This is a genomic window from Pseudomonas sp. Sample_14, assembly GCF_004307515.1.
Taxonomy (GTDB): Bacteria; Pseudomonadota; Gammaproteobacteria; order Pseudomonadales; family Pseudomonadaceae; genus Aquipseudomonas; species Aquipseudomonas atacamensis.
In genome coordinates, this window is the sequence record NZ_RCOC01000026.1 from 237,959 (window position 1) to 255,827 (window position 17,869).

At 60.6% G+C, this 17,869-nt stretch carries 16 protein-coding genes; 8 read left to right on the forward strand and 8 right to left on the reverse strand.

Going from position 1 to position 17,869, the window contains the following annotated elements; translation table 11 throughout:
• Positions 1-933, reverse strand: coding sequence for an AraC family transcriptional regulator (locus tag D8U61_RS06645; protein WP_039758730.1), 933 nt, complete (start codon positions 931-933; stop codon positions 1-3).
• 541 nt (positions 934-1,474) lie between these two features.
• Here D8U61_RS06645 and D8U61_RS06650 point away from each other — a divergent pair.
• The 4 genes from D8U61_RS06650 to D8U61_RS06665 all read left to right on the forward strand — a co-directional run bounded on the left by D8U61_RS06650 (position 1,475) and on the right by D8U61_RS06665 (position 5,396).
• Positions 1,475-2,824, forward strand: coding sequence for an MFS transporter (locus D8U61_RS06650; RefSeq protein ID WP_130926632.1), 1,350 nt, complete (start codon positions 1,475-1,477; stop codon positions 2,822-2,824).
• 98 nt (positions 2,825-2,922) lie between these two features.
• Positions 2,923-3,615 (forward strand): fumarylacetoacetate hydrolase family protein, encoded by a 693-nt coding sequence (locus D8U61_RS06655; RefSeq protein ID WP_130887980.1) that lies wholly within the window; start codon positions 2,923-2,925, stop codon positions 3,613-3,615.
• Positions 3,616-3,649: 34 nt separating this feature from the next.
• Positions 3,650-4,408 carry an SDR family oxidoreductase gene (locus tag D8U61_RS06660; protein ID WP_095179705.1) on the forward strand — a complete coding sequence of 253 codons (759 nt, stop codon included), beginning with the start codon at positions 3,650-3,652 and terminating at the stop codon, positions 4,406-4,408.
• Between the two features lie 31 nt (positions 4,409-4,439).
• Complete coding sequence (locus D8U61_RS06665; RefSeq protein ID WP_130926633.1) at positions 4,440-5,396, forward strand: 2-hydroxyacid dehydrogenase; 957 nt, start codon at positions 4,440-4,442, stop codon at positions 5,394-5,396.
• Positions 5,397-6,103: 707 nt separating this feature from the next.
• Here the strand turns inward: D8U61_RS06665 and D8U61_RS06670 are convergent.
• Positions 6,104-6,445 (reverse strand): hypothetical protein, encoded by a 342-nt coding sequence (locus D8U61_RS06670; RefSeq protein ID WP_024012691.1) that lies wholly within the window; start codon positions 6,443-6,445, stop codon positions 6,104-6,106.
• An 86-nt stretch (positions 6,446-6,531) separates the two neighbouring features.
• Entirely contained in the window at positions 6,532-7,173 is a 642-nt protein-coding gene (locus D8U61_RS06675) for a class II glutamine amidotransferase (RefSeq protein ID WP_051600691.1), read from the reverse strand.
• A gap of 167 nt (positions 7,174-7,340) precedes the next feature.
• Here D8U61_RS06675 and D8U61_RS06680 point away from each other — a divergent pair, with 167 nt between their 5' ends.
• The 3 genes from D8U61_RS06680 to D8U61_RS06690 all read left to right on the forward strand — a co-directional run bounded on the left by D8U61_RS06680 (position 7,341) and on the right by D8U61_RS06690 (position 9,376).
• Entirely contained in the window at positions 7,341-7,589 is a 249-nt protein-coding gene (locus D8U61_RS06680; protein ID WP_130926634.1) for a hypothetical protein, read from the forward strand.
• Between the two features lie 105 nt (positions 7,590-7,694).
• Positions 7,695-8,852 carry a GGDEF domain-containing protein gene (locus tag D8U61_RS06685; protein ID WP_130926635.1) on the forward strand — a complete coding sequence of 386 codons (1,158 nt, stop codon included), beginning with the start codon at positions 7,695-7,697 and terminating at the stop codon, positions 8,850-8,852.
• Positions 8,853-8,860: 8 nt separating this feature from the next.
• Entirely contained in the window at positions 8,861-9,376 is a 516-nt protein-coding gene (locus tag D8U61_RS06690) for a PaaI family thioesterase (RefSeq protein ID WP_130926636.1), read from the forward strand.
• A 195-nt stretch (positions 9,377-9,571) separates the two neighbouring features.
• Here D8U61_RS06690 and D8U61_RS06695 read toward each other — a convergent pair whose 3' ends face one another.
• A complete protein-coding gene (locus tag D8U61_RS06695) occupies positions 9,572-11,776 on the reverse strand; it encodes an OsmC domain/YcaO domain-containing protein (protein ID WP_016774429.1) in 2,205 nt (734 codons plus the stop codon).
• 220 nt (positions 11,777-11,996) lie between these two features.
• On the opposite strand from D8U61_RS06695, the gene D8U61_RS06700 reads away from it, so the two are divergent.
• Entirely contained in the window at positions 11,997-14,606 is a 2,610-nt protein-coding gene (locus D8U61_RS06700; protein WP_130926637.1) for an EAL domain-containing protein, read from the forward strand.
• A 3-nt stretch (positions 14,607-14,609) separates the two neighbouring features.
• Here D8U61_RS06700 and cydB read toward each other — a convergent pair whose 3' ends face one another.
• The 4 genes from cydB to D8U61_RS06720 are packed head-to-tail and all read right to left on the reverse strand — an operon-like array spanning position 14,610 to position 17,629.
• Positions 14,610-15,611 (reverse strand): cytochrome d ubiquinol oxidase subunit II, encoded by a 1,002-nt coding sequence (gene cydB, locus D8U61_RS06705; RefSeq protein WP_130887983.1) that lies wholly within the window; start codon positions 15,609-15,611, stop codon positions 14,610-14,612.
• A gap of 12 nt (positions 15,612-15,623) precedes the next feature.
• Entirely contained in the window at positions 15,624-16,997 is a 1,374-nt protein-coding gene (locus D8U61_RS06710; RefSeq protein ID WP_130926638.1) for a cytochrome ubiquinol oxidase subunit I, read from the reverse strand.
• Positions 16,998-17,000: 3 nt separating this feature from the next.
• Complete coding sequence (locus D8U61_RS06715) at positions 17,001-17,390, reverse strand: VOC family protein (protein ID WP_130926639.1); 390 nt, start codon at positions 17,388-17,390, stop codon at positions 17,001-17,003.
• Between the two features lie 23 nt (positions 17,391-17,413).
• Positions 17,414-17,629 (reverse strand): hypothetical protein, encoded by a 216-nt coding sequence (locus D8U61_RS06720; RefSeq protein WP_016774424.1) that lies wholly within the window; start codon positions 17,627-17,629, stop codon positions 17,414-17,416.
• Between the last annotated feature and the right edge of the window lie 240 nt (positions 17,630-17,869).

Sequence of the window (17,869 nt, forward strand, 5' to 3'; positions counted from 1 at the left end):
CTAAGTATTCAGTGGCGTCTGCGGCGTGTCCGGGTTGAGCTGGCGGCGGCGGAACTGCCCCGGTGGCTGGCCATGAATCTGGCGAAACCGCCGGGAGAAATAGGCCTCATCGGCGAACCCGCACAACCGCGCCACTTCGCCCACCGAGCGCGTACTGTTGAGGAGGAAGTTGCGCGCCGCGTGCATGCGCCGCTCCAGCACCAGCTCGGTGAAGGTCTTGCCGATCTCTTTGCGCAGCCAGTGCGTCAGGTAGGTCGGTGACAGATAGGTCGCAGCGGCGACTTTGATCAGGTTGAGATCAGGATCGGCGATGTTTTTCCGCAAATACTCGAACATGCGGCTCAAGGCGTCGCGACGACTGTTCTCGGCGGCATTCTCTTCCGCCAGACGCTTGAGCGGCTCGGCGTAGAGAAAACACACGCTACCGATCATCTGCAGCAACAAGCCCTTGAGCATTTCCCGCGTGCCGAACTGACGGTTCTCATCGAGTGCGCGCATCTGTTCGATCAGGCCGCAGACCTGAGCGAAATCCTCATCGCCCAAAATGAAATCCAGATGTTCCTGAAAGCGGAACGGCGACAGCTCGGGCGCGAGCAGGATCGACACCTCTTCCAGATCCATCGGGTCGCATTGCAGGTGCGGCAAGAGAAACGTCTGGGAAAAATTGATGACGATGAAATTGCTGTCCTCGGGATGCGGAATCACATGCACCCGATGAGGCAGGATGAACGCCAGAGTGTTGCGCGGGAACGGCCGCTGCACGCTGCCGATGTGCTGCACGGTGTCGCCACCGAGGTTGATCTGGATCTGGAAGTACTCGTGCCGGTGAGGCGCGGTTTCGGCGCGACGACCCTTTTTGTCGCGAATGTAGAAATCGGTTAATTCGCTGCGTTGCTGCATGACGTAAGTCGGGATACGGCTGGGTGAAGACATGGGCAGAAGGTCCTCCGGGCAGTGAGGTAGCGCCTGTCATCTTGCAGGGTTGGGCGGTGGGCGGCAATGAGTCATACGATGACATTGGCTTTTTTGAAAGAAGCCTCGCGATGAGCCTGTCCAAAAATCGCATTAGCTTAAAAACAGTGATAATCGTTATTTTTCAGTTGCTTGCGATTTAAATCTGATCTTTATTCTCAAGACAAATCGTATTTATCTTTTTGGACACGTTCGCCAAATCCACTTTTTTCAAGAAAAAACGTTCTAACCCATCGGTTGATTTAGAACCGTTGTACGACCACTGTAATGACCAACGCAGCCCAACCTCTTTCAAAAACAATCAAAGGTGCGCACGTCATGATCCTGCTATTTCCCCTCGCCGCCCCGCCCGACCTCCCCTTGAAATCAATCGCACAAAGACGTTCCTGAACGTCTGAAACCCAGGCTGCAACCCGTTCGATTGCCTTGCCCCACACATTGCGGGCAACGGCATCGGCTGCTCGAAAAATCTCGACTCTTCTAACAATAACGAGGTCTCCGCATGTCCAACTCCCATTCTTCCAGTGCCACGGTGCCGCCGGTGATTGCCGGCGCACGCGATGCCGTTACGGCGCAGCGCCTGCCTACGCGGCGGCGCTGGTTCATGCTGTCTTTGCTGCTGATCGCGACGATCATCAATTACATCGACCGGGTGAACATCTCGATCGCCGCGCCGTTCATGGCCAAGGACCTGGGCCTGGACAAGATCGAGATGGGCCTGATTTTTTCCGCGTTCGCCTGGACCTATGCCTTGGCGCTGGTGCCGGCCGGCTTCATTGCCGACCGGTTTGGCTCGCGCTTCACCTACGGCGTTTCGCTGATCAGTTGGTCGACCGTCACCGTTTGCCAGGGTTTCGCCACGGGGTTTGCCTCGCTGTTCGGCCTGCGCCTGGCGGTCGGCGCCATGGAAGCCCCGGCTTTTCCGGCCAACAGCCGCGCGGTGACGGTGTGGTTCCCGGCGCGGGAACGCGGGATGGCCAGCAGCATTTACGTGTGCGGTCAGTACCTCGGCACGGCGCTGTTCACCGGCGCGCTGTTGTGGCTGGCGACCACTTTTGACTGGCGCCACGTGTTCTACAGCACCGGCGCACTCGGCATCGTCTTCGGTGTGCTGTGGCTGTACCTGTATCGCGATCCGCTGAACTGCAAGAAAGTCAGCCAGGAAGAATTGAAGTACATCGAAACCGGCGGCGGTCTGGTCAAGAGCAGCCAGGAGCGCACCCGCTTCAACTGGCGGCAGATTGCCGAGCTGTTCAGCTATCGGCAGATCTGGGCGATCTGCATCGGCAAATTCGCCAGCACCTCGGCGCTGTACTTCTTCCTCACCTGGTTCCCGACCTACCTGATCGAAGAACGCAAACTGACCATGATCAAGGCCGGGATCTTCGCCGTGCTGCCCTTCGTCGGTGCCACGGTGGGGATTCTGCTGGCCGGCATCGTTTCCGACTTGCTGATCCGTCGCGGCTACTCGATGTCGTTTGCGCGCAAGTTGCCGCTGGTGGTCGGTTCGATGCTGGGCATGTCGATCGTGCTGGTGAATTTCACTGACTCCAACCTGATCTGCATCGCCGTGCTGACCATCGCCTTCTTCGCCCAAGGCATCGCGTCCTCGTCGTGGGCGGCGGTATCGGAAGTCGCGCCGAAAGAGCTGATCGGCCTCACCGGCGGCATTACCAGCCTGGCGGCGAATATCGGTGGCATCGTCACGCCGATCGTGATCGGCGCCATCGTCCACGCCACCGGCTCCTTCGCCTATGCCTTCTGGTTCATTGGCGGCGTCGCGCTGATCGGCACCCTCTCCTATTCGTTACTGCTCGGACGCCTGTATCGCATCGAGCTGAAGGTGCGCTGAGGCAAGAACCCGGATTTGTCCAAACGCAGGCGGCTTTCGTCCAACTTCACCGACGCCAGCCGCCGTACGCTGCCCTTTCAAACAGGATGACCCGCAGGATGAACATGACTGAATACGTCTTTACCCCGGATCTGCCCGTGACCTTGCCGGTACTCGGCACCGAGCAGCGCTTCCCCATTGGCCGGGTGTTCTGCGTCGGCCGCAACTACCCATGGCCGGACACTCAAGGCCAGTCGCGCCAGCCGCCGGTGTTTTTCATGAAACCGCCGAGCTGCGTGGTCGATGCCGTCGGCGACATCGCCTTCCCGACAGTGTGCGAGGACTTCGTTCACGAAATCGAACTGGTCGTGGCCATCGGTGAAGGCGGCGCCAATATCCCCGAGGATCAAGCGCTCGCCTACGTGTGGGGCTACGCCGCCGGCCTCGACCTGACCCGCCGCGATGTGCAACGCGCGGCCAAGAGCAACGGCTTGCCGTGGGAAGGCGCCAAGGTGTTCGACGGCGCCGCGCCGATGACTGCCGTTGTCCCGGTGAGCCGCAGCGGCCATCCCGAGGGTGAGTTGTGGCTGAACGTCAACGGCGAAGAACGCCAACGCGACAACCTCGACAGCCAGATCTGGTCGGTCAGTGAAGTAATCGCGCGCATCTCGCAATCCGTGGCCCTGCGCGCCGGCGACCTGATCATGACCGGCAGCCCCGCCGGCGTTGACAGTCTGCAACCGGGCGACGTGATCAGCGCCGGCATCGACGGCATCGGCCACCTGGAAATGCGCGTCGGCCCACGGCCCTGATTCCAGCGGATTGAGAAAAAAGGAGAACAACAATATGACGACCTCTTTGAAAGTCGCGCTGGTCACCGGCGCCGGCAGTGGCATCGGCCGCGCCGTGGCGCTGGGCCTGATGGCCGATGGTTTCACCCTCGTGCTCGCCGGACGCCGGCCCGAGCCCTTGCAAGCGCTGGTCGAACTGGCGCAGAGCCAGGGTCACCCAGCGCTGGCGGTACCCACCGACGTGCGCGATCCGGCCAGTGTCGACGTGCTGTTCGCGACCATTGCCGAGGTCTACGGCCGCCTCGATGTGGTCTTCAACAACGCCGGCGTCAACGCCCCCGCCGTGCCGCTGGACGAGCTGACCTTCGAGCAGTGGCGCAACGTGATCGACACCAACCTCAACGGTGTCTTTCTGTGCGCTCGCGGCGCCTTCGGGCTGATGCGCAAACAACAGCCGCAGGGCGGACGAATCATCAACAACGGTTCGATTTCCGCACACACACCGCGCCCGTTCAGCAGCGCCTACACCGCGAGCAAACACGCCGTGCTCGGCCTGACCAAATCGCTGGCGCTGGACGGCCGCGAATTCAACATCGCCTGCAGCCAGATCGACATCGGCAATGCCCTGACGGAAATGTCGGTGCGCATGACCAAAGGCGTACGCCAGGCCAACGGCAGCATCGCCGTCGAGCCGATGGTCGACGTCAAACACGTCGCCGATGCGGTGCGCTACATCGCCGGCCTGCCGCTGTCGGCCAACGTCCTGAACATGACCGTCATGGCCAGCGCCATGCCGTTTGCCGGCCGCGGTTGAGCCGGCCTTTTTATTGCGTAACGAGGTAGCCATGAAGCCAGAAATCCTGCAACTGAGCCCGATCCTGATCCCGGAAATCAACGCGCGTCTGGACCAACTGTTCACCGTACGCCGCTACTTCCAGCAAGCGGACAAACCCGCCTACATAAAGGAACACGGCGCCAGCATTCGCGGCGTCATCACCGGCGGTCACACCGGCATCAGCCAGGCGCTGATGGCGCAACTGCCGAACCTGGAAGTCGTCGCGGTCAACGGCGTCGGCACCGACGCCGTCGATCTGGCCTACGCCCGCGATCGTTGCATCCGCGTCACCGCCACCATCGGCGCCCTCACCGAAGACGTCGCCGACCTCGCCATCGGCCTGCTCATCTCGGTCTGTCGCGGCCTGTGCACCAGCGACCGCTACGTGCGCTCCGGCCAATGGCCACAAAGCCCGACCCCACTCGCCCCGCTGCCCTTGGCCCGACAAGTCTCCGGCATGCGCATCGGCATCGTCGGCATGGGCCGCGTCGGCCGCGCCATCGCCACCCGCGCCGCCGCCTTCGGCTGCCCGATCAGCTACACCGACCTGCAACCGATGAGCGACGTCCCCCACACCTTCGTCGCCGACCTCAAACAACTGGCCCGCGACAGCGACGCCCTGATCCTCGCCGCCGCGGCGGACAAGGGCGAAGCGATCATTGACGCGCAAGTGCTGCAAGCGCTGGGCAAGGACGGTTACCTGGTCAACGTCGCCCGGGGCAAACTGGTGAACGAAGCGGATCTGGTTGCCGCGCTTTCGGCTGGGGAAATTGCCGGGGCGGGGCTGGATGTGTTTGTCGATGAACCGAATGTGCCCGAAGCGTTGTTTGCTAATGAACAAGTGGTGCTGCAACCGCATCGGGCCAGCGCCACGCTTCAGACACGCACGCGGATGGGGGAAATGGTGGTGGCCAGTCTGGTTGATACGTTTGCGGGGAAAGTGCCGGTTGGGTGTGTGACGGGGTGAACGGGTTCCGGAGCGCTGTTCGTGATCGCGGCACACACCGCCTTCGCGAGCAGGCTCGCTCCCACAGGTTTGATTGCGTACATTCAGTGAGAAATAGGGCGTCTGTCAGGCCGCCTTCGCTGGCAAGCCAGCTCCCACAGGTTTTTGTGGCGTGAACAGGAATTGGTCAACACCCAACGTCCAATGCAGGCTTGCTCTCAACAGAAAAGCAAAAGCAAAGGCCAGATCAAAAGATCGCAGCCTTCGGCAGCTCCTACACACGATGAGCGCAAGCTCGAGTAGCTTTTGATCCTGGAGCCCGTCGGCAGGCTGAGTGGAGGGATTGATCCGGGTGTGGGAGCGCAGCGACCGTCTGGCGCAGCCAGACACAGCGGAAGGAGGTGCAGCGAAGCAAACCGTAGCCGCTGCGCCCGGATCGATCCCGGAGCGAAGGAACCCCGAGCTCCAGCGAGCGGGCCGAACGTCAGGGCGAAGCCTTTTTGGGTACTTTTTCGGCGTCTGGAAAAAGTGCCTCGCCGTAAGGGCGAAACCGCCAGCCGCAACACCACCAAAAAAGGATATACACCCAAAAACCCCGAAGCATGGTCGGCCCAAAGGCCGCCAAGTCCCCAAAAAAAACCCCACAACCGAAAACCAGTGTGGGGCGAAAAAATTGGTTGGTTGCGGCCAACCAAAGGAGCTCTGTCAAAACCCGTCAAGCGCTCAGATCAAATACACTCCTGAGCCGCCCGCTCAAAACTCGAAGGCAACAAATTCGACGCCAGCAAATGCCGCTCATAAATGAACACCTTGCCGCCCTTCCCCGCCTTGTACGCCTCCAGCACGTTATCCGCCGACACCTTGCTCGGCACCACAATCCGATAACTGCGCTGACTCTGCGAAACCGTCGGATTCAACGCACTGTCCTGCAACTTCGGCACCACGCAATCGGCGTACTGCGCCGGCGTCTTGCTGGTCTGCAAGGTCAGGGTCGGATCGTTCGGCGCCGAAGCGCAACCGGCGAGCAACAGGGAAACAAAAGCCATGGCTGGCACGAATAAAGTACGCATGGAGTAAATCCTGAAAAATAAAGGTCCGGTTCAACCGGCAACGGTTCGACTTCACGGTGCCGCCGTTGCCATTTACGTTTTAAAAATCAGCTCGACGCCACCAGGGCCTTGAGCGACACATCGAATTGCTTCAGCGCATTGAGTTGCAGATCACGTTGCTGATTGATCTGGGCGGCGATCTGCGGCGCCGCCTGGTTGTGCACCCACACCGAAGGCAACTCTTGCTCGATCGCCCCCTCGGCCTTGCCGATGTACTGCAGATCGGCGTCGTAGAACCGTGCAGAGAAGCGCGCCTCGACCAGGCTGTTGCGCTGAGTCAGCAAGCGGTTGAACGTGTCGAGCTTGACCACCACGTCCGGATGGGCCTGAACCAGCGCATCGAGGTTGTCGTAGACGGTCACCGAGACGAACTGCTGTTGCAGCGAACTCACCAGCCAGTCGAGGGCCAGTTCCGGGTCGGAGCTGCCGACAAAGGCGTCGCGGATTCGCGAGTCCAGTGCGTCTTTCGCACCGTTCAGCGCCATGTCGTGGTAGCGCTCCAGGTATTGCAGGTTCTGCAACGTGTTTTCGCTCAACAACACACCCACGGTCTGCGTGTGCTGCAACGCCGAGGCGCTGGCGGCGATGGGTTGCAGATGACACGACCGGGCGTCGTCTGCGTAAGCCGGTGCAGTAACCACCCCGCCCATCAGCAGGGCGATCATTGCCAGTCGAGTCAGAATGTTCATCGCGCAATTTCCTTGAGCTGCGTCTTCGATGGAGGCGATTTTCCGCCGATCGCCGGCAAAGCAGAACTTGCGTTTCTTGATGGTCACTATTACTTCCAGCAATAGTTGCGCGTCGCGCAGACTGATGCACACTGAGCACATTCAAGAAAAATGATGAGGGTCTCGCCTTGAGAACGTTTGATCTGATCCGTGACGCCGTGCTGGCCGAATATCGCGACCGCGTAGCCGAATACCTGATGCAGTACGAAAGCATCCTGCTGGACAAAAACGCCCGCGATGCGCAATTGATCCGCGACACTGCCCAGCAACTGCGCGGTTATCTGCGCGGGCTCAACACCACGCGGGTGCTGGGCATGGCCTATTGGGAAGAGCTCGATCGCCGCGTGGTAGACACCTGGCTAAGCCCGCAAGAGTGACCGCTGGAGCGCCAGTGGTCTGCCCGGCAACGCGCCCCCTGCGAAAAACCTGACCAAACGCTTACAATCGCAGGCCTATTGCCATACAGACAGGCCTGCCCGGAAATGCCGCTCGACCCGCCAACGATGCTGACCATCACGATCGCCCTCGCAGCCGCTGCCGCGCTGTACCTGGCGGTCGAGTGGCGCAGCATCCGTGAGCCTTCGCTACTGTTCTGGAGCGCCGGTTTCGCCACCATCACCATCGGTTCCACCCTCGCTCTGCTGCGCAGCAGCGGTTTTCTGCTGCTGGGCATCTGGTTCGCCAACGGCCTGCTGGTGACCGCGCACTTCTTCTTCCTCCTCGGCGTGGCGCGCTTCACCCAGACCCGACTGTCGCCGGCGTGGTACCTGATTTTCGCGACGTGGCTGATCATGTTGATGTTGCCGGACGGCCCGCTGTGGTCCAAGGCCATGCTGGTGGCCAACTCGCTGCTGGTGGCGATCCCGACACTCAAGGCCAGTTCGCTGCTGCGTCCACACGGCAAGTCGTTGAGCGTTGGCGCGGTGCAACTGCGCTATGTGCTGCTCGGCCACGGCATCTTTTATGTGGCCAAGGCCCTGACCGTGGTGATCCCCGGCACGCTGATCGATCTGGCGGCGTTTCGTGGCGAGATCATTCAGATCTCGCTGGTCGAAGGCGCGATGGCGATCATGTTGATCGCCCTGTCGATGACCGGCACCGAGCGTTATCGCCGGGAAAAGCAGATCGCCCGCCTCGCCGAGCGCGATCCGCTCACGGCCCTCTACAACCGCCGCGCCCTGGAAAAACGCACGCCTCGCCTGCTGGCCGGCGTTTCCGCGCAAAAACCAGGGGCGCTGCTGTTGATCGATATCGACAACTTCAAACTGGTCAACGACCAGTACGGGCATATCGCCGGTGATCGCTTGCTGATTGCCCTGAGCGAGATGATCCGCGCCCAGCTGCCTCCCCATGCGTTGACGGCGCGGCTGGGTGGCGATGAGTTTCTGATGCTGCTCAACAACGCCTCAGCCGAAGCTATCCTTGAACTGGGCAATGCCTTGCGCGAACAGTTTCTGGCCTTGGCGTCGCACACTTATCCCACGTCCGCTGCGGTGACTTTGAGCATCGGCGCCACCCTGTTCGACAAACCGCCGGCCAGTCTCGCGGCGCTGATCGAACTTGGCGACGCCGCGCTCTATGAGTCCAAACGCGGCGGCCGCAACCGCTTGCGCCTGTCCGGCCTCGCCACTCCAGGATGAAACCCGCCATGTCCAGCCACGACACCCCGCTGCAAGACCTCGCCGCCCCCGAAGGCGTTTGTTACGGCTGCGGCGGCCGCAATCCGCAAGGCCTGCACGTGAAAAGTCGGTGGGATGAGGATGGCAACCACGTCATCGCCGAGCATCTGCCCGACGCCCAATACTGCGGCTGGCCGGATCTGGTTTACGGCGGGCTGATCGCCATGCTCGTCGACTGTCACTCCAACTGGACCGCCATGGCCTGGCACTACCGCGCAGAAAACCGCGAAGCCGGCAGCCTGCCGCGCATCGACTGCGTCACCGGTAACCTCGGGATCAAGTTCATCAAGCCAACGCCGATGGGCGTACCGCTGCTCTTGCGCGCACGGGTCGAAGGCGAAGTCGGGCGCAAGACCCGGGTGATTTGCGAAGTGTATGCGGGGGAAGTGCTGACAGCGGTGGGTGATTCGGTGTTTGTGCGAGTGGATACGGGGCAGTTGGCGGATGCAGCGCATGGCCGCAAAAGCCAAAGCCCCTCACCCTAGCCCTCTCCCAAAGGGAGAGGGAACTGACCGCAGTGTCTGGTGGAAATAGGCCGACCTGGGAAACCGAGTCGAACTCAAATTCTGAAAAGCTTGAAAATCGGCTCCCTCTCCCTCGGGAGAGGGCTGGGGTGAGGGGCTGCGGTTCAAGTCACGCAGCCCACTCAAGCCGAAAGCGAAACGTTCTGAGCCAGCTCTTCAACGCGACAAAGCCGCCACCCCCGCCCGCGCCGCATGCAGCTTTTTATAGCTCTCGATCAAGCGCAAATGCCGATCCAGCCCTTCCAGCTTCATGCTCGTTGGCGTCAAACCGTAAAAACGCACACTGCCATTCACCGAACCAATCGCCGCATCCATACGCTCGTCACCAAACATCCGACGGAAGTTGGCCTCGTAGTCTTCCAGCTCGAGATCCTCGTCCAGCTCCATCTCCAGCACCACATTCACAGCCTGATAGAACAAGCCGCGCTCAACAGTGTTGTCGTTGTATTGCAGGAATGCCTCAACCAGATCCTTGGCCTCGTCAAACTTCTGCAGCGCGAGGTAGATCAGCAGGCGCAGTTCCAGAATCGTCAACTTGCCCCACGGTGTGTTGTCATCGAACTCGATGCCGATCAGCGTGGTGATATCGGTGTAGTCGTCCTGCTCGCTGCGTTCCAGGCCTTGGACCAGATTGCGCAGGCCAACCTTACTGAGGTTGTGCAGATTGAGGATGTCGGCGCGGAATTGCAGGGCTTTGTTGGTGTTGTCCCAGATCAGGTCTTCGACCGGGTAGATCTCCGAGTAATCCGGCACGAGGATGCGGCAGGCTTTGGCGCCGATGTGCTCGTACACCGCCATGTAGACTTCCTTGCCCATGTCTTCGAGGATGCCGAACAGGGTCGCGGCTTCTTCGGCGTTGGAGTTTTCGCCTTGGCCTGAAAAGTCCCACTCGACGAATTCGAAATCTGGCTTGGCGCTGAAGAAGCGCCACGACACCACACCGCTGGAATCGATGAAGTGCTCGACGAAGTTGTTCGGCTCGGTCACTGCCTGCCCGGAGAAAGTCGGCTGCGGCAAGTCATTGAGTCCTTCAAAGCTGCGGCCCTGAAGCAGTTCGGTCAGGCTGCGTTCCAGCGCGACTTCCAGGCTCGGGTGCGCGCCGAACGAGGCGAAGACGCCGCCAGTGCGCGGGTTCATCAGGGTCACGCACATCACCGGGAATTCACCGCCCAGCGAGGCGTCCTTGACCAGCACCGGGAAGCCCTGCTCTTCCAGGCCTTTGATGCCGGCGAGGATGCTCGGGTATTTCTCCAGTACCTCTTGCGGTACGTCCGGCAGGGCCATTTCGCCTTCGAGGATTTCGCGTTTGACTGCGCGCTCGAAAATTTCCGACAGGCACTGCACCTGCGCTTCGGCCAAGGTGTTGCCGGCGCTCATGCCGTTGCTCAGGTAGAGGTTTTCGATCAGGTTGGACGGGAAGTACACCACTTCACCGTCCGACTGGCGCACAAACGGCAGCGAGCAGATGCCGCGCTGGGTGTTGCCGGAGTTGGTGTCGTACAGGTGCGAGCCACGCAGTTCGCCGTCGCGGTTGTAAATGCCGAGGGTGTAGTCGTCGAGAATTTCGCTAGGCAATTCGTCTTTCGGACCCGGCTTGAACCACTTCTCGTCCGGATAATGGACGAATTCGGCGTTGGCGATGTCTTCGCCCCAGAACTGGTCGTTATAGAAGAAGTTGCAATTGAGGCGCTCGATGAACTCGCCCAGCGCCGACGCCAGTGCGCCTTCCTTGGTCGCGCCCTTGCCGTTGGTGAAGCACATCGGCGAATGCGCATCGCGAATGTGCAGCGACCAGACGTTGGGCACGATGTTGCGCCACGAGGCGATTTCGATCTTCATGCCGAGGTCGGCAAGAATCTTCGACATGTTGGCGATGGTCTGTTCCAGCGGCAGGTCCTTGCCGGCGATGTAGGTGCCTGCCTGGGAATCGGACTGCGGCATCAACAAGGCCTGGGCATCGGCGTCGAGGTTGTCGACTTCTTCGATGATGAACTCGGGGCCGGTCTGCACCACCTTCTTCACGGTGCAGCGGTCGATGGAACGGAGGATGCCCTGGCGATCCTTGTCCGAGATGTCGGCGGGCAATTCGACCTGAATCTTGAAGATCTGGTTGTAGCGGTTTTCCGGGTCGACGATGTTGTTCTGCGACAGGCGAATGTTCTCTGTCGGGATGTTGCGCGTGTCGCAGTACAGCTTGACGAAGTAAGCCGCGCACAAGGCCGACGACGCCAGGAAGTAGTCGAACGGCCCCGGTGCCGAGCCATCGCCCTTGTAGCGGATGGGCTGATCGGCGATCACCGTGAAGTCGTCGAACTTGGCTTCAAGTCGAAGGTTGTCGAGAAAGTTGACCTTGATTTCCATGCGGGATTACCAGAATACGGCTAAACGAATGGCGGCCATTATCCGGTTTTTGTGCGGGAAGTCTCGCCCTTTCGGGATTCGCCGCTGGCCGGCGCTGCTGGAAATTCCAACGGATTCGCTACACTTTGAAAAAATCCAGGCGATACCAATAACAACAATCTGAACATTGTGCGCTCGCCATTGTTCTAGATTCAGAAGACACCGGATCAAGGACGAGCACATGGCCGTTACTCTCCCTGCGCAGCCAATCCCGACCCCGCAACGCGCCGTGACCCGGCGCCTGGCCATCGCCGTTGGCGCACTGTTCGTTGCGGGTGTCATCGCCGCGATCAGCACCCTGCTTGGCATCGCCAATACCCTTGACGCGAAGGATCTGGAACAGAACCAGTTCTATTCCGTGCGCGCCGTGGAAAACCGCATCACCGCGTCGAAAAACTACATCACCAGTTATGCCTACTGGACCCGCGCCTATGAGGCCTTGAGCGGGCCGATCGACGTCAACTGGGCCTACACCGAACAGAACATGGGCAAGACCCTGTTCACCAGCGACGGCTACGACGGCGTGTTCGTCCTTGATCGCAATCGCACCAAGTACGCGGTGATTCGCGGGCAGATGGTTGAAACCGACGTATCCAGCGTACTGCAAGCGCCCGCCTCGGCGTTGGTCGAGCAGGTGCTGAGCCAGCCTGATCTGACCAAGCCGATCAGCCGCTATTCATTGTTCGAAGGCTGGCCGGCGCTGATCACCGCTGCCGCGATCATTCCCAATGACGAGCGCCCGCTGGATGAATTGAGAAACACCTCGGTGCTGGTGTTCGTCGACAAGCTGACCCCGACCAAACTGCGCAAGATCGGCAGCGGTTATGGCCTGACGAACCTGAGCCTGGTCCCGGACGGCACCATTGAGAAAGGCCATCCAAGCGTGCCCCTCGACAGCACCGGCTACAGTCTGGTTGCCGACCTGCAACGACCCGGCCAGCAATTGCTATGGACGCTGGTGCCGCCGCTCGGCGCGACGTTTCTGGTGCTGATGCTGCTGACGGCATACTTCTTCCGCCACGCCCTGCGTTCTTCGCAATACGTCGACAACAGTATCCATGCCATGCAGGCCTCGAATCAGGCACTCGAGAAAGCCAATCATGCCCTCGAAGCCAGTGAAGAACGCTTTCGCGCCGTGGCCGAAGCGGCGTCAGACTGGATCTGGGAAGTTGATGATCAGTTGGCGCTGACCTATCTGTCGGCACGCTTCAGCGAAGTCACCGGCTACCCGCAAGCCCTGTGGCTGGGCCAGGACATCGGCGAATTACTGACTTGCGACACCACGCCACTGGAACTATGGCTGCGCAAACTCAGCGAAGAAAACAGCGCCGGCGATTTGCGCTGCACTTATCGCGATCACTCCGGGCAGCCACGCCACTGCCGGCTCTCGGCGCGGCCGATTTTCGACAAGGACAGCGTCGTCGGCTATCGCGGCACTGCCAGCGACATCACCGACGAAGTCGCCGCCCATGCGCAGATCCAGCATCTGTCGATGCACGATGCCCTGACCGGTCTGCCCAACCGCAACAAACTGGCGCGTTATCTGGATGAAGTGCTGATATTGAAAGAGCACTCGCCACCGCTGTCGCTGCTGATGATCGATCTGGACAACTTCAAACCGATCAACGATTCCCTCGGCCATCCTGCCGGTGACGCGGTGCTCCAGGAAGTCGCCACGCGTCTGCGCGAATGCACCCGCGAACATGACCTCGTCGCCCGCCTCGGTGGTGATGAATTCGTCGTGGTGCTCAATGGCATGGACAGCCATAACGAGATCGACAAATTCTGCACGAGGCTGATCGGCAGCCTGCATCAGCCGATCCTCTACGAGCAGCATCCACTGCATATCGGTGCCAGTGTCGGCATCGCCCTGAGTCGTCGGCACGGTTTCGTCGCCAGCGATCTGATCCGCTATGCCGACATCGCGCTGTATCAGGCCAAATCCGACGGCAAGAACACCTGGTGCTATTTCGAAGCGCACATGAGCGACCAGATCCAGACGCGCCGGCAAATGGAAGATGACCTGCGCCATGCGCTAAAACACAACGAATTCGTCTTGCACTATCAGCCGCGCTACAAGGTCGACGGCAAACACATCGTCTCGGTGGAGGCGCTGGTGCGCTGGCAGCATCCGACCCAGGGCCTGCTCGGGCCGGACGTGTTCATTCCGCTGGCCGAGCAGACCGACCTGATCGTACCGCTGGGCCGCTGGGTGCTGCGCGAAGCCTGCGAAACCGCGCTGGAATGGCCCCATGACATTCTGCTGTCGGTCAACCTTTCGCCTGCGCAGTTCGCCCTCAGCGATGTCGTCGAGGATGTTCGTGAAGTGCTGGTGGATACGCGTTTCCCGGCCAGCCGTCTGGAGCTGGAGATCACCGAGAACGTGATGCTCAATGACACCGACGGCGCGCTGACCACCATGAATCAGCTCAAGGAGCTCGGCGTGCGTCTGAACATGGACGACTTCGGCACCGGTTATTCGTCGCTCGGTTACCTACGCGCCTATCCATTCGACGGGATCAAGATCGACAAACGCTTTATCGCCTCGATCAGCAGCGGCACCAACGACCGTGCCGTGGTGCAAGCGATCATCGGTCTGGGCAAAGCCATGGGGCTGACGGTGACGGCCGAAGGCGTCGAGACCGAGGAGCAACTGGCGATTCTCGGCAAGGATCAATGCAACGAGGTGCAGGGTTATTTCATGAGTCGGCCGATCGACAAGGTTGCTTTTGCTGATCTGCTACGAGCTTCGCGACTGTCGCTGGTGAGCAAAAAAGGTCGGGTGACGTGAATCTCAACCATCGTTGGCAACGCGCACCTTGCCGCTGAACACGCGGAAACCGAAGGTGTTGTAGGCCAGGGTGATGGGGATCAGCACGGCGAATCCGACCAACATGAAGATCTGGCTGGTGGGGCTTGAGGCTGCTTCGCTCAAAGTCAGATCCGGCGGAATGATGAAGGGATACAGCGCGACCAGCATCACCGCGAAAGCCAGCACTAAAACGCCCAATGCGGCGAACAACGGCACACAGTCAAAGCGCTCGTGAAAACCTTTGCTGAACACCCATCCTAGAGCGCTGACGATCAGCCCTGCCGGCAACCACAGCCGAATATCGGCGAGCCTCCGGGCATATTGCGGCTGCAATGTCGCCGTCCATGCGATCAGCACCAGCAATAACGCCACAACGACCAGCGACAGCACGCGGGCCTGGCGGGCCGAGTGCTGCTGCAATTCATCAAGGGTGCGCCAGTACAGCCAGCACGTCCCCAGCCAGACGTAACCGAGCACCAGCACCAAACCGCAAAACACAGGGAACGGATTCAGCCAGTCGCGGCCATCGCCAATGTACTGACCGCCCTGATGGGCAACGCCTTGCACGAGAGTGCCGAGCACCATGCCCTGGACAAACCCGGTCAGCAGCGAAGCCAGCGCCAACACGCCGTCGACGATGCGCTTGCGTCGCTCGTTCGGTGCGTAATCGCGAAACTCCAGCGCCATGGCCCGTGCGACCAAGGCGAGGAACATCACGATAAAAGGCACGTACAAGGCCGGCAGCAAGATCGCGTACGCCAGCGGAAACAGCGCCAGCAGCCCGCCGCCGCCGAGCACCAGCCAGGTTTCGTTGGCGTCCCACACCGGCAGAATCGACACCGCCATCACCCTGCGCTGCTTGCTGCAAGCCGTGAGGCCCATGAGCATGCCGACGCCCAGATCGGTGCCGTCGAGCAGCACGTAGTTCATCACCGAGAACGCCAATGCGGCAGCGCACAATAGAGTCAGCCAGTCGGTGTCCATGTCTGCGACTCCTCAGTGCCCGGTTTCGTCGGCCAGCGTGGGCTGCGGCCCGGGTTGATCCTGCTGCGGCGGCTCGCGCAACAGGCGCAGCAACACCCACAGACCGATGCCGAAGATCAGCAGATAAAACAGCAGAATCAACCACGTCGACCCGACGACTTGAGCCCTCGACACCGACGACAGACTGTCCGCCGTGCGCATTAATCCGTAAACGGTAAACGGCTGTCGCCCCACTTCGGTGACGACCCAGCCGCTAAGCATCGCCAGAAACCCGGCCGGCGCCAGCAGCACGCACGCGCCCAGCCAGCGACGCGCCGTGTACAGGCGATTACGTCGGCGCAGGATCAGGCTGACCACGCCCTGCCCAAGCATCAACAGTCCCAGCCCGACCATCAGCCGGAACGCGAAAAACACCGGCGCCACGGGCGGGATGTCCTTAGCCGGGAACTCATCAAGCGCAGCGATGGTGCTGGTCAGATCATGCTGCAGGTAGAGGGAGCCGATGCGAGGAATGGCGACTTCCCAATTGTTGCTCCGCTCGTCCATATCCGGCCATGCGAACAGGCGCAGTGGCTCCCCCGCGCCCTCTGGCGGGCGCGTCCATGAGCCTTCGATGGCCGCCACTTTCTGCGGCTGGGCGTGCAAACTGTGCCGGCCATGCAGATCCCCGACAACAATCTGCACCGGCATCAGCAGCGCAATCACCCACAGCGCCATGGAGAATTGCAGGCGAGCACGCGGGTTTTCCCGGGCCTGGCGCAATTGCCGGGCGCTGATCCCGGCAATCAGCGTCGCGCTGCCGATGAACACGGCGAGCAGCATGTGCGCCAAGCGATAGGGGAACGAAGGATTGAAGATGATTGCCCACCAGTCCTCAGCGAGGAAACGCCCGTCCGCGCCAATCGAATAGCCGGCGGGGGTTTGCATCCATGAGTTGGCGGAAAGAATCCAGAACGCGCTGATCAGCGAGCCCACCGCCACCGCACACGTGGCAAAAAAGTGCAGACGCGGGCCGACCTTCTTCAGGCCGAACAGCATGATGCCGAGAAATCCCGCTTCGATGAAAAACGCCGCCATCACTTCATAGAACATCAGCGGGCCGATGACATCACCCGCCTGCACCGACAGCCGCGACCAGTTGAGACCGAACTGATACTCCAGAATCAATCCCGACGCCGTGCCGACTGCGACATTTAGCGCAAACACCTTGAGCCAGTAGCGATAGACATCCAGATAAACCTGGCGCCCGGTCCTCAACCACAACGCTTCCAGCACCATGAGGAAATTCGCCAGACCGATGCTGAACGCCGCCAGCACGATGTGGAAGCTGATCGTGATCGCGAACTGGGCGCGGGCGGCCATCAGGGCCGAATCAACAGGCTCCATCCATCAGCCGCTGTAGAACACAGCCAGCTTGTTGCCTTCAGGATCGCGTAGATAGGCCACGTAAAAGTCCGGCGTATAGGCTTCGCGCGTGCCCGGCGGTCCTTCATTGCTGCCGCCACTGTCGAGCCCGGCCTTGTGCACCTGATCGACCTGGTGCCGCGAGTCGGCGCGAAACGCCGGAATCATGCCGTTGCCGGGTGTCGCCGGCTCACCATTGAACGGTTGCGAGATGTGCACACTGCCCGGGCCGTTGGACTTGTCGGCGCAATCGGGCAAGTAGAAACAGTAGTGTTCTTCACGGTCATGCCGGTAGCCAAGCGGCGTCAGGATCGCCTTGTAAAAAGCCGCCGAACGCTCGACATCGTTGGCGCCGATAAACAGATAACTGAGCATGGGATCTCCTCCGATGGCAGCTGTCAGCGCTGTGGCTGTTCCTCGTTCAGGGTAAAAACATTGCCGGCGTCACGCACCAATTGGCGCCATTCGGCACTGGTGATCAGGCCCTGCTCCTCCATCTGATCCGCAGCCTTGAGCAACTCGTCATATTGCTGTTCCGGATCCAGATCGCCCTCGGCCTGCTCCGCCATCCTGCGCCATGCCGCCAGTGATGCCTTCTTTTGCTGATCGAACATACGGGTATCTCCTGAGGGACTTACCCGGTAGAAAAAACAGCGCGACAGAGGTTCAGGGCAGACGACGGATGGACGGTTGATACGCAAAACCTTGTAGGAGTGAGCCTGCTCGCGATAGCGGTATATCGGTCAAATTAAATTTGAATGTTCCTCCGTCATCGCGAGCAGGCTCGCTCCCACAAAAGCAAAAGCAAAAGCAAAGCAGCGCAGCTGCCCGCGGCGAAGCCGCCCCACTCAACA

What these genes read in the sequence shown, in the direction of transcription:
- D8U61_RS06670 (WP_024012691.1), bottom strand. Translation starts at nt 6,445, where the DNA reads ATGCGTACTTTATTCGTGCCAGCCATGGCTTTTGTTTCCCTGTTGCTC.
- cydB (WP_130887983.1), bottom strand. Translation starts at nt 15,611, where the DNA reads ATGGACACCGACTGGCTGACTCTATTGTGCGCTGCCGCATTGGCGTTC.
- D8U61_RS06700 (WP_130926637.1), top strand. Translation starts at nt 11,997, where the DNA reads ATGGCCGTTACTCTCCCTGCGCAGCCAATCCCGACCCCGCAACGCGCC.
- D8U61_RS06710 (WP_130926638.1), bottom strand. Translation starts at nt 16,997, where the DNA reads ATGGAGCCTGTTGATTCGGCCCTGATGGCCGCCCGCGCCCAGTTCGCG.
- D8U61_RS06695 (WP_016774429.1), bottom strand. Translation starts at nt 11,776, where the DNA reads ATGGAAATCAAGGTCAACTTTCTCGACAACCTTCGACTTGAAGCCAAG.
- D8U61_RS06650 (WP_130926632.1), top strand. Translation starts at nt 1,475, where the DNA reads ATGTCCAACTCCCATTCTTCCAGTGCCACGGTGCCGCCGGTGATTGCC.
- D8U61_RS06690 (WP_130926636.1), top strand. Translation starts at nt 8,861, where the DNA reads ATGTCCAGCCACGACACCCCGCTGCAAGACCTCGCCGCCCCCGAAGGC.
- D8U61_RS06685 (WP_130926635.1), top strand. Translation starts at nt 7,695, where the DNA reads ATGCCGCTCGACCCGCCAACGATGCTGACCATCACGATCGCCCTCGCA.
- D8U61_RS06660 (WP_095179705.1), top strand. Translation starts at nt 3,650, where the DNA reads ATGACGACCTCTTTGAAAGTCGCGCTGGTCACCGGCGCCGGCAGTGGC.
- D8U61_RS06665 (WP_130926633.1), top strand. Translation starts at nt 4,440, where the DNA reads ATGAAGCCAGAAATCCTGCAACTGAGCCCGATCCTGATCCCGGAAATC.
- D8U61_RS06655 (WP_130887980.1), top strand. Translation starts at nt 2,923, where the DNA reads ATGAACATGACTGAATACGTCTTTACCCCGGATCTGCCCGTGACCTTG.
- D8U61_RS06720 (WP_016774424.1), bottom strand. Translation starts at nt 17,629, where the DNA reads ATGTTCGATCAGCAAAAGAAGGCATCACTGGCGGCATGGCGCAGGATG.
- D8U61_RS06715 (WP_130926639.1), bottom strand. Translation starts at nt 17,390, where the DNA reads ATGCTCAGTTATCTGTTTATCGGCGCCAACGATGTCGAGCGTTCGGCG.
- D8U61_RS06675 (WP_051600691.1), bottom strand. Translation starts at nt 7,173, where the DNA reads ATGAACATTCTGACTCGACTGGCAATGATCGCCCTGCTGATGGGCGGG.
- D8U61_RS06645 (WP_039758730.1), bottom strand. Translation starts at nt 933, where the DNA reads ATGTCTTCACCCAGCCGTATCCCGACTTACGTCATGCAGCAACGCAGC.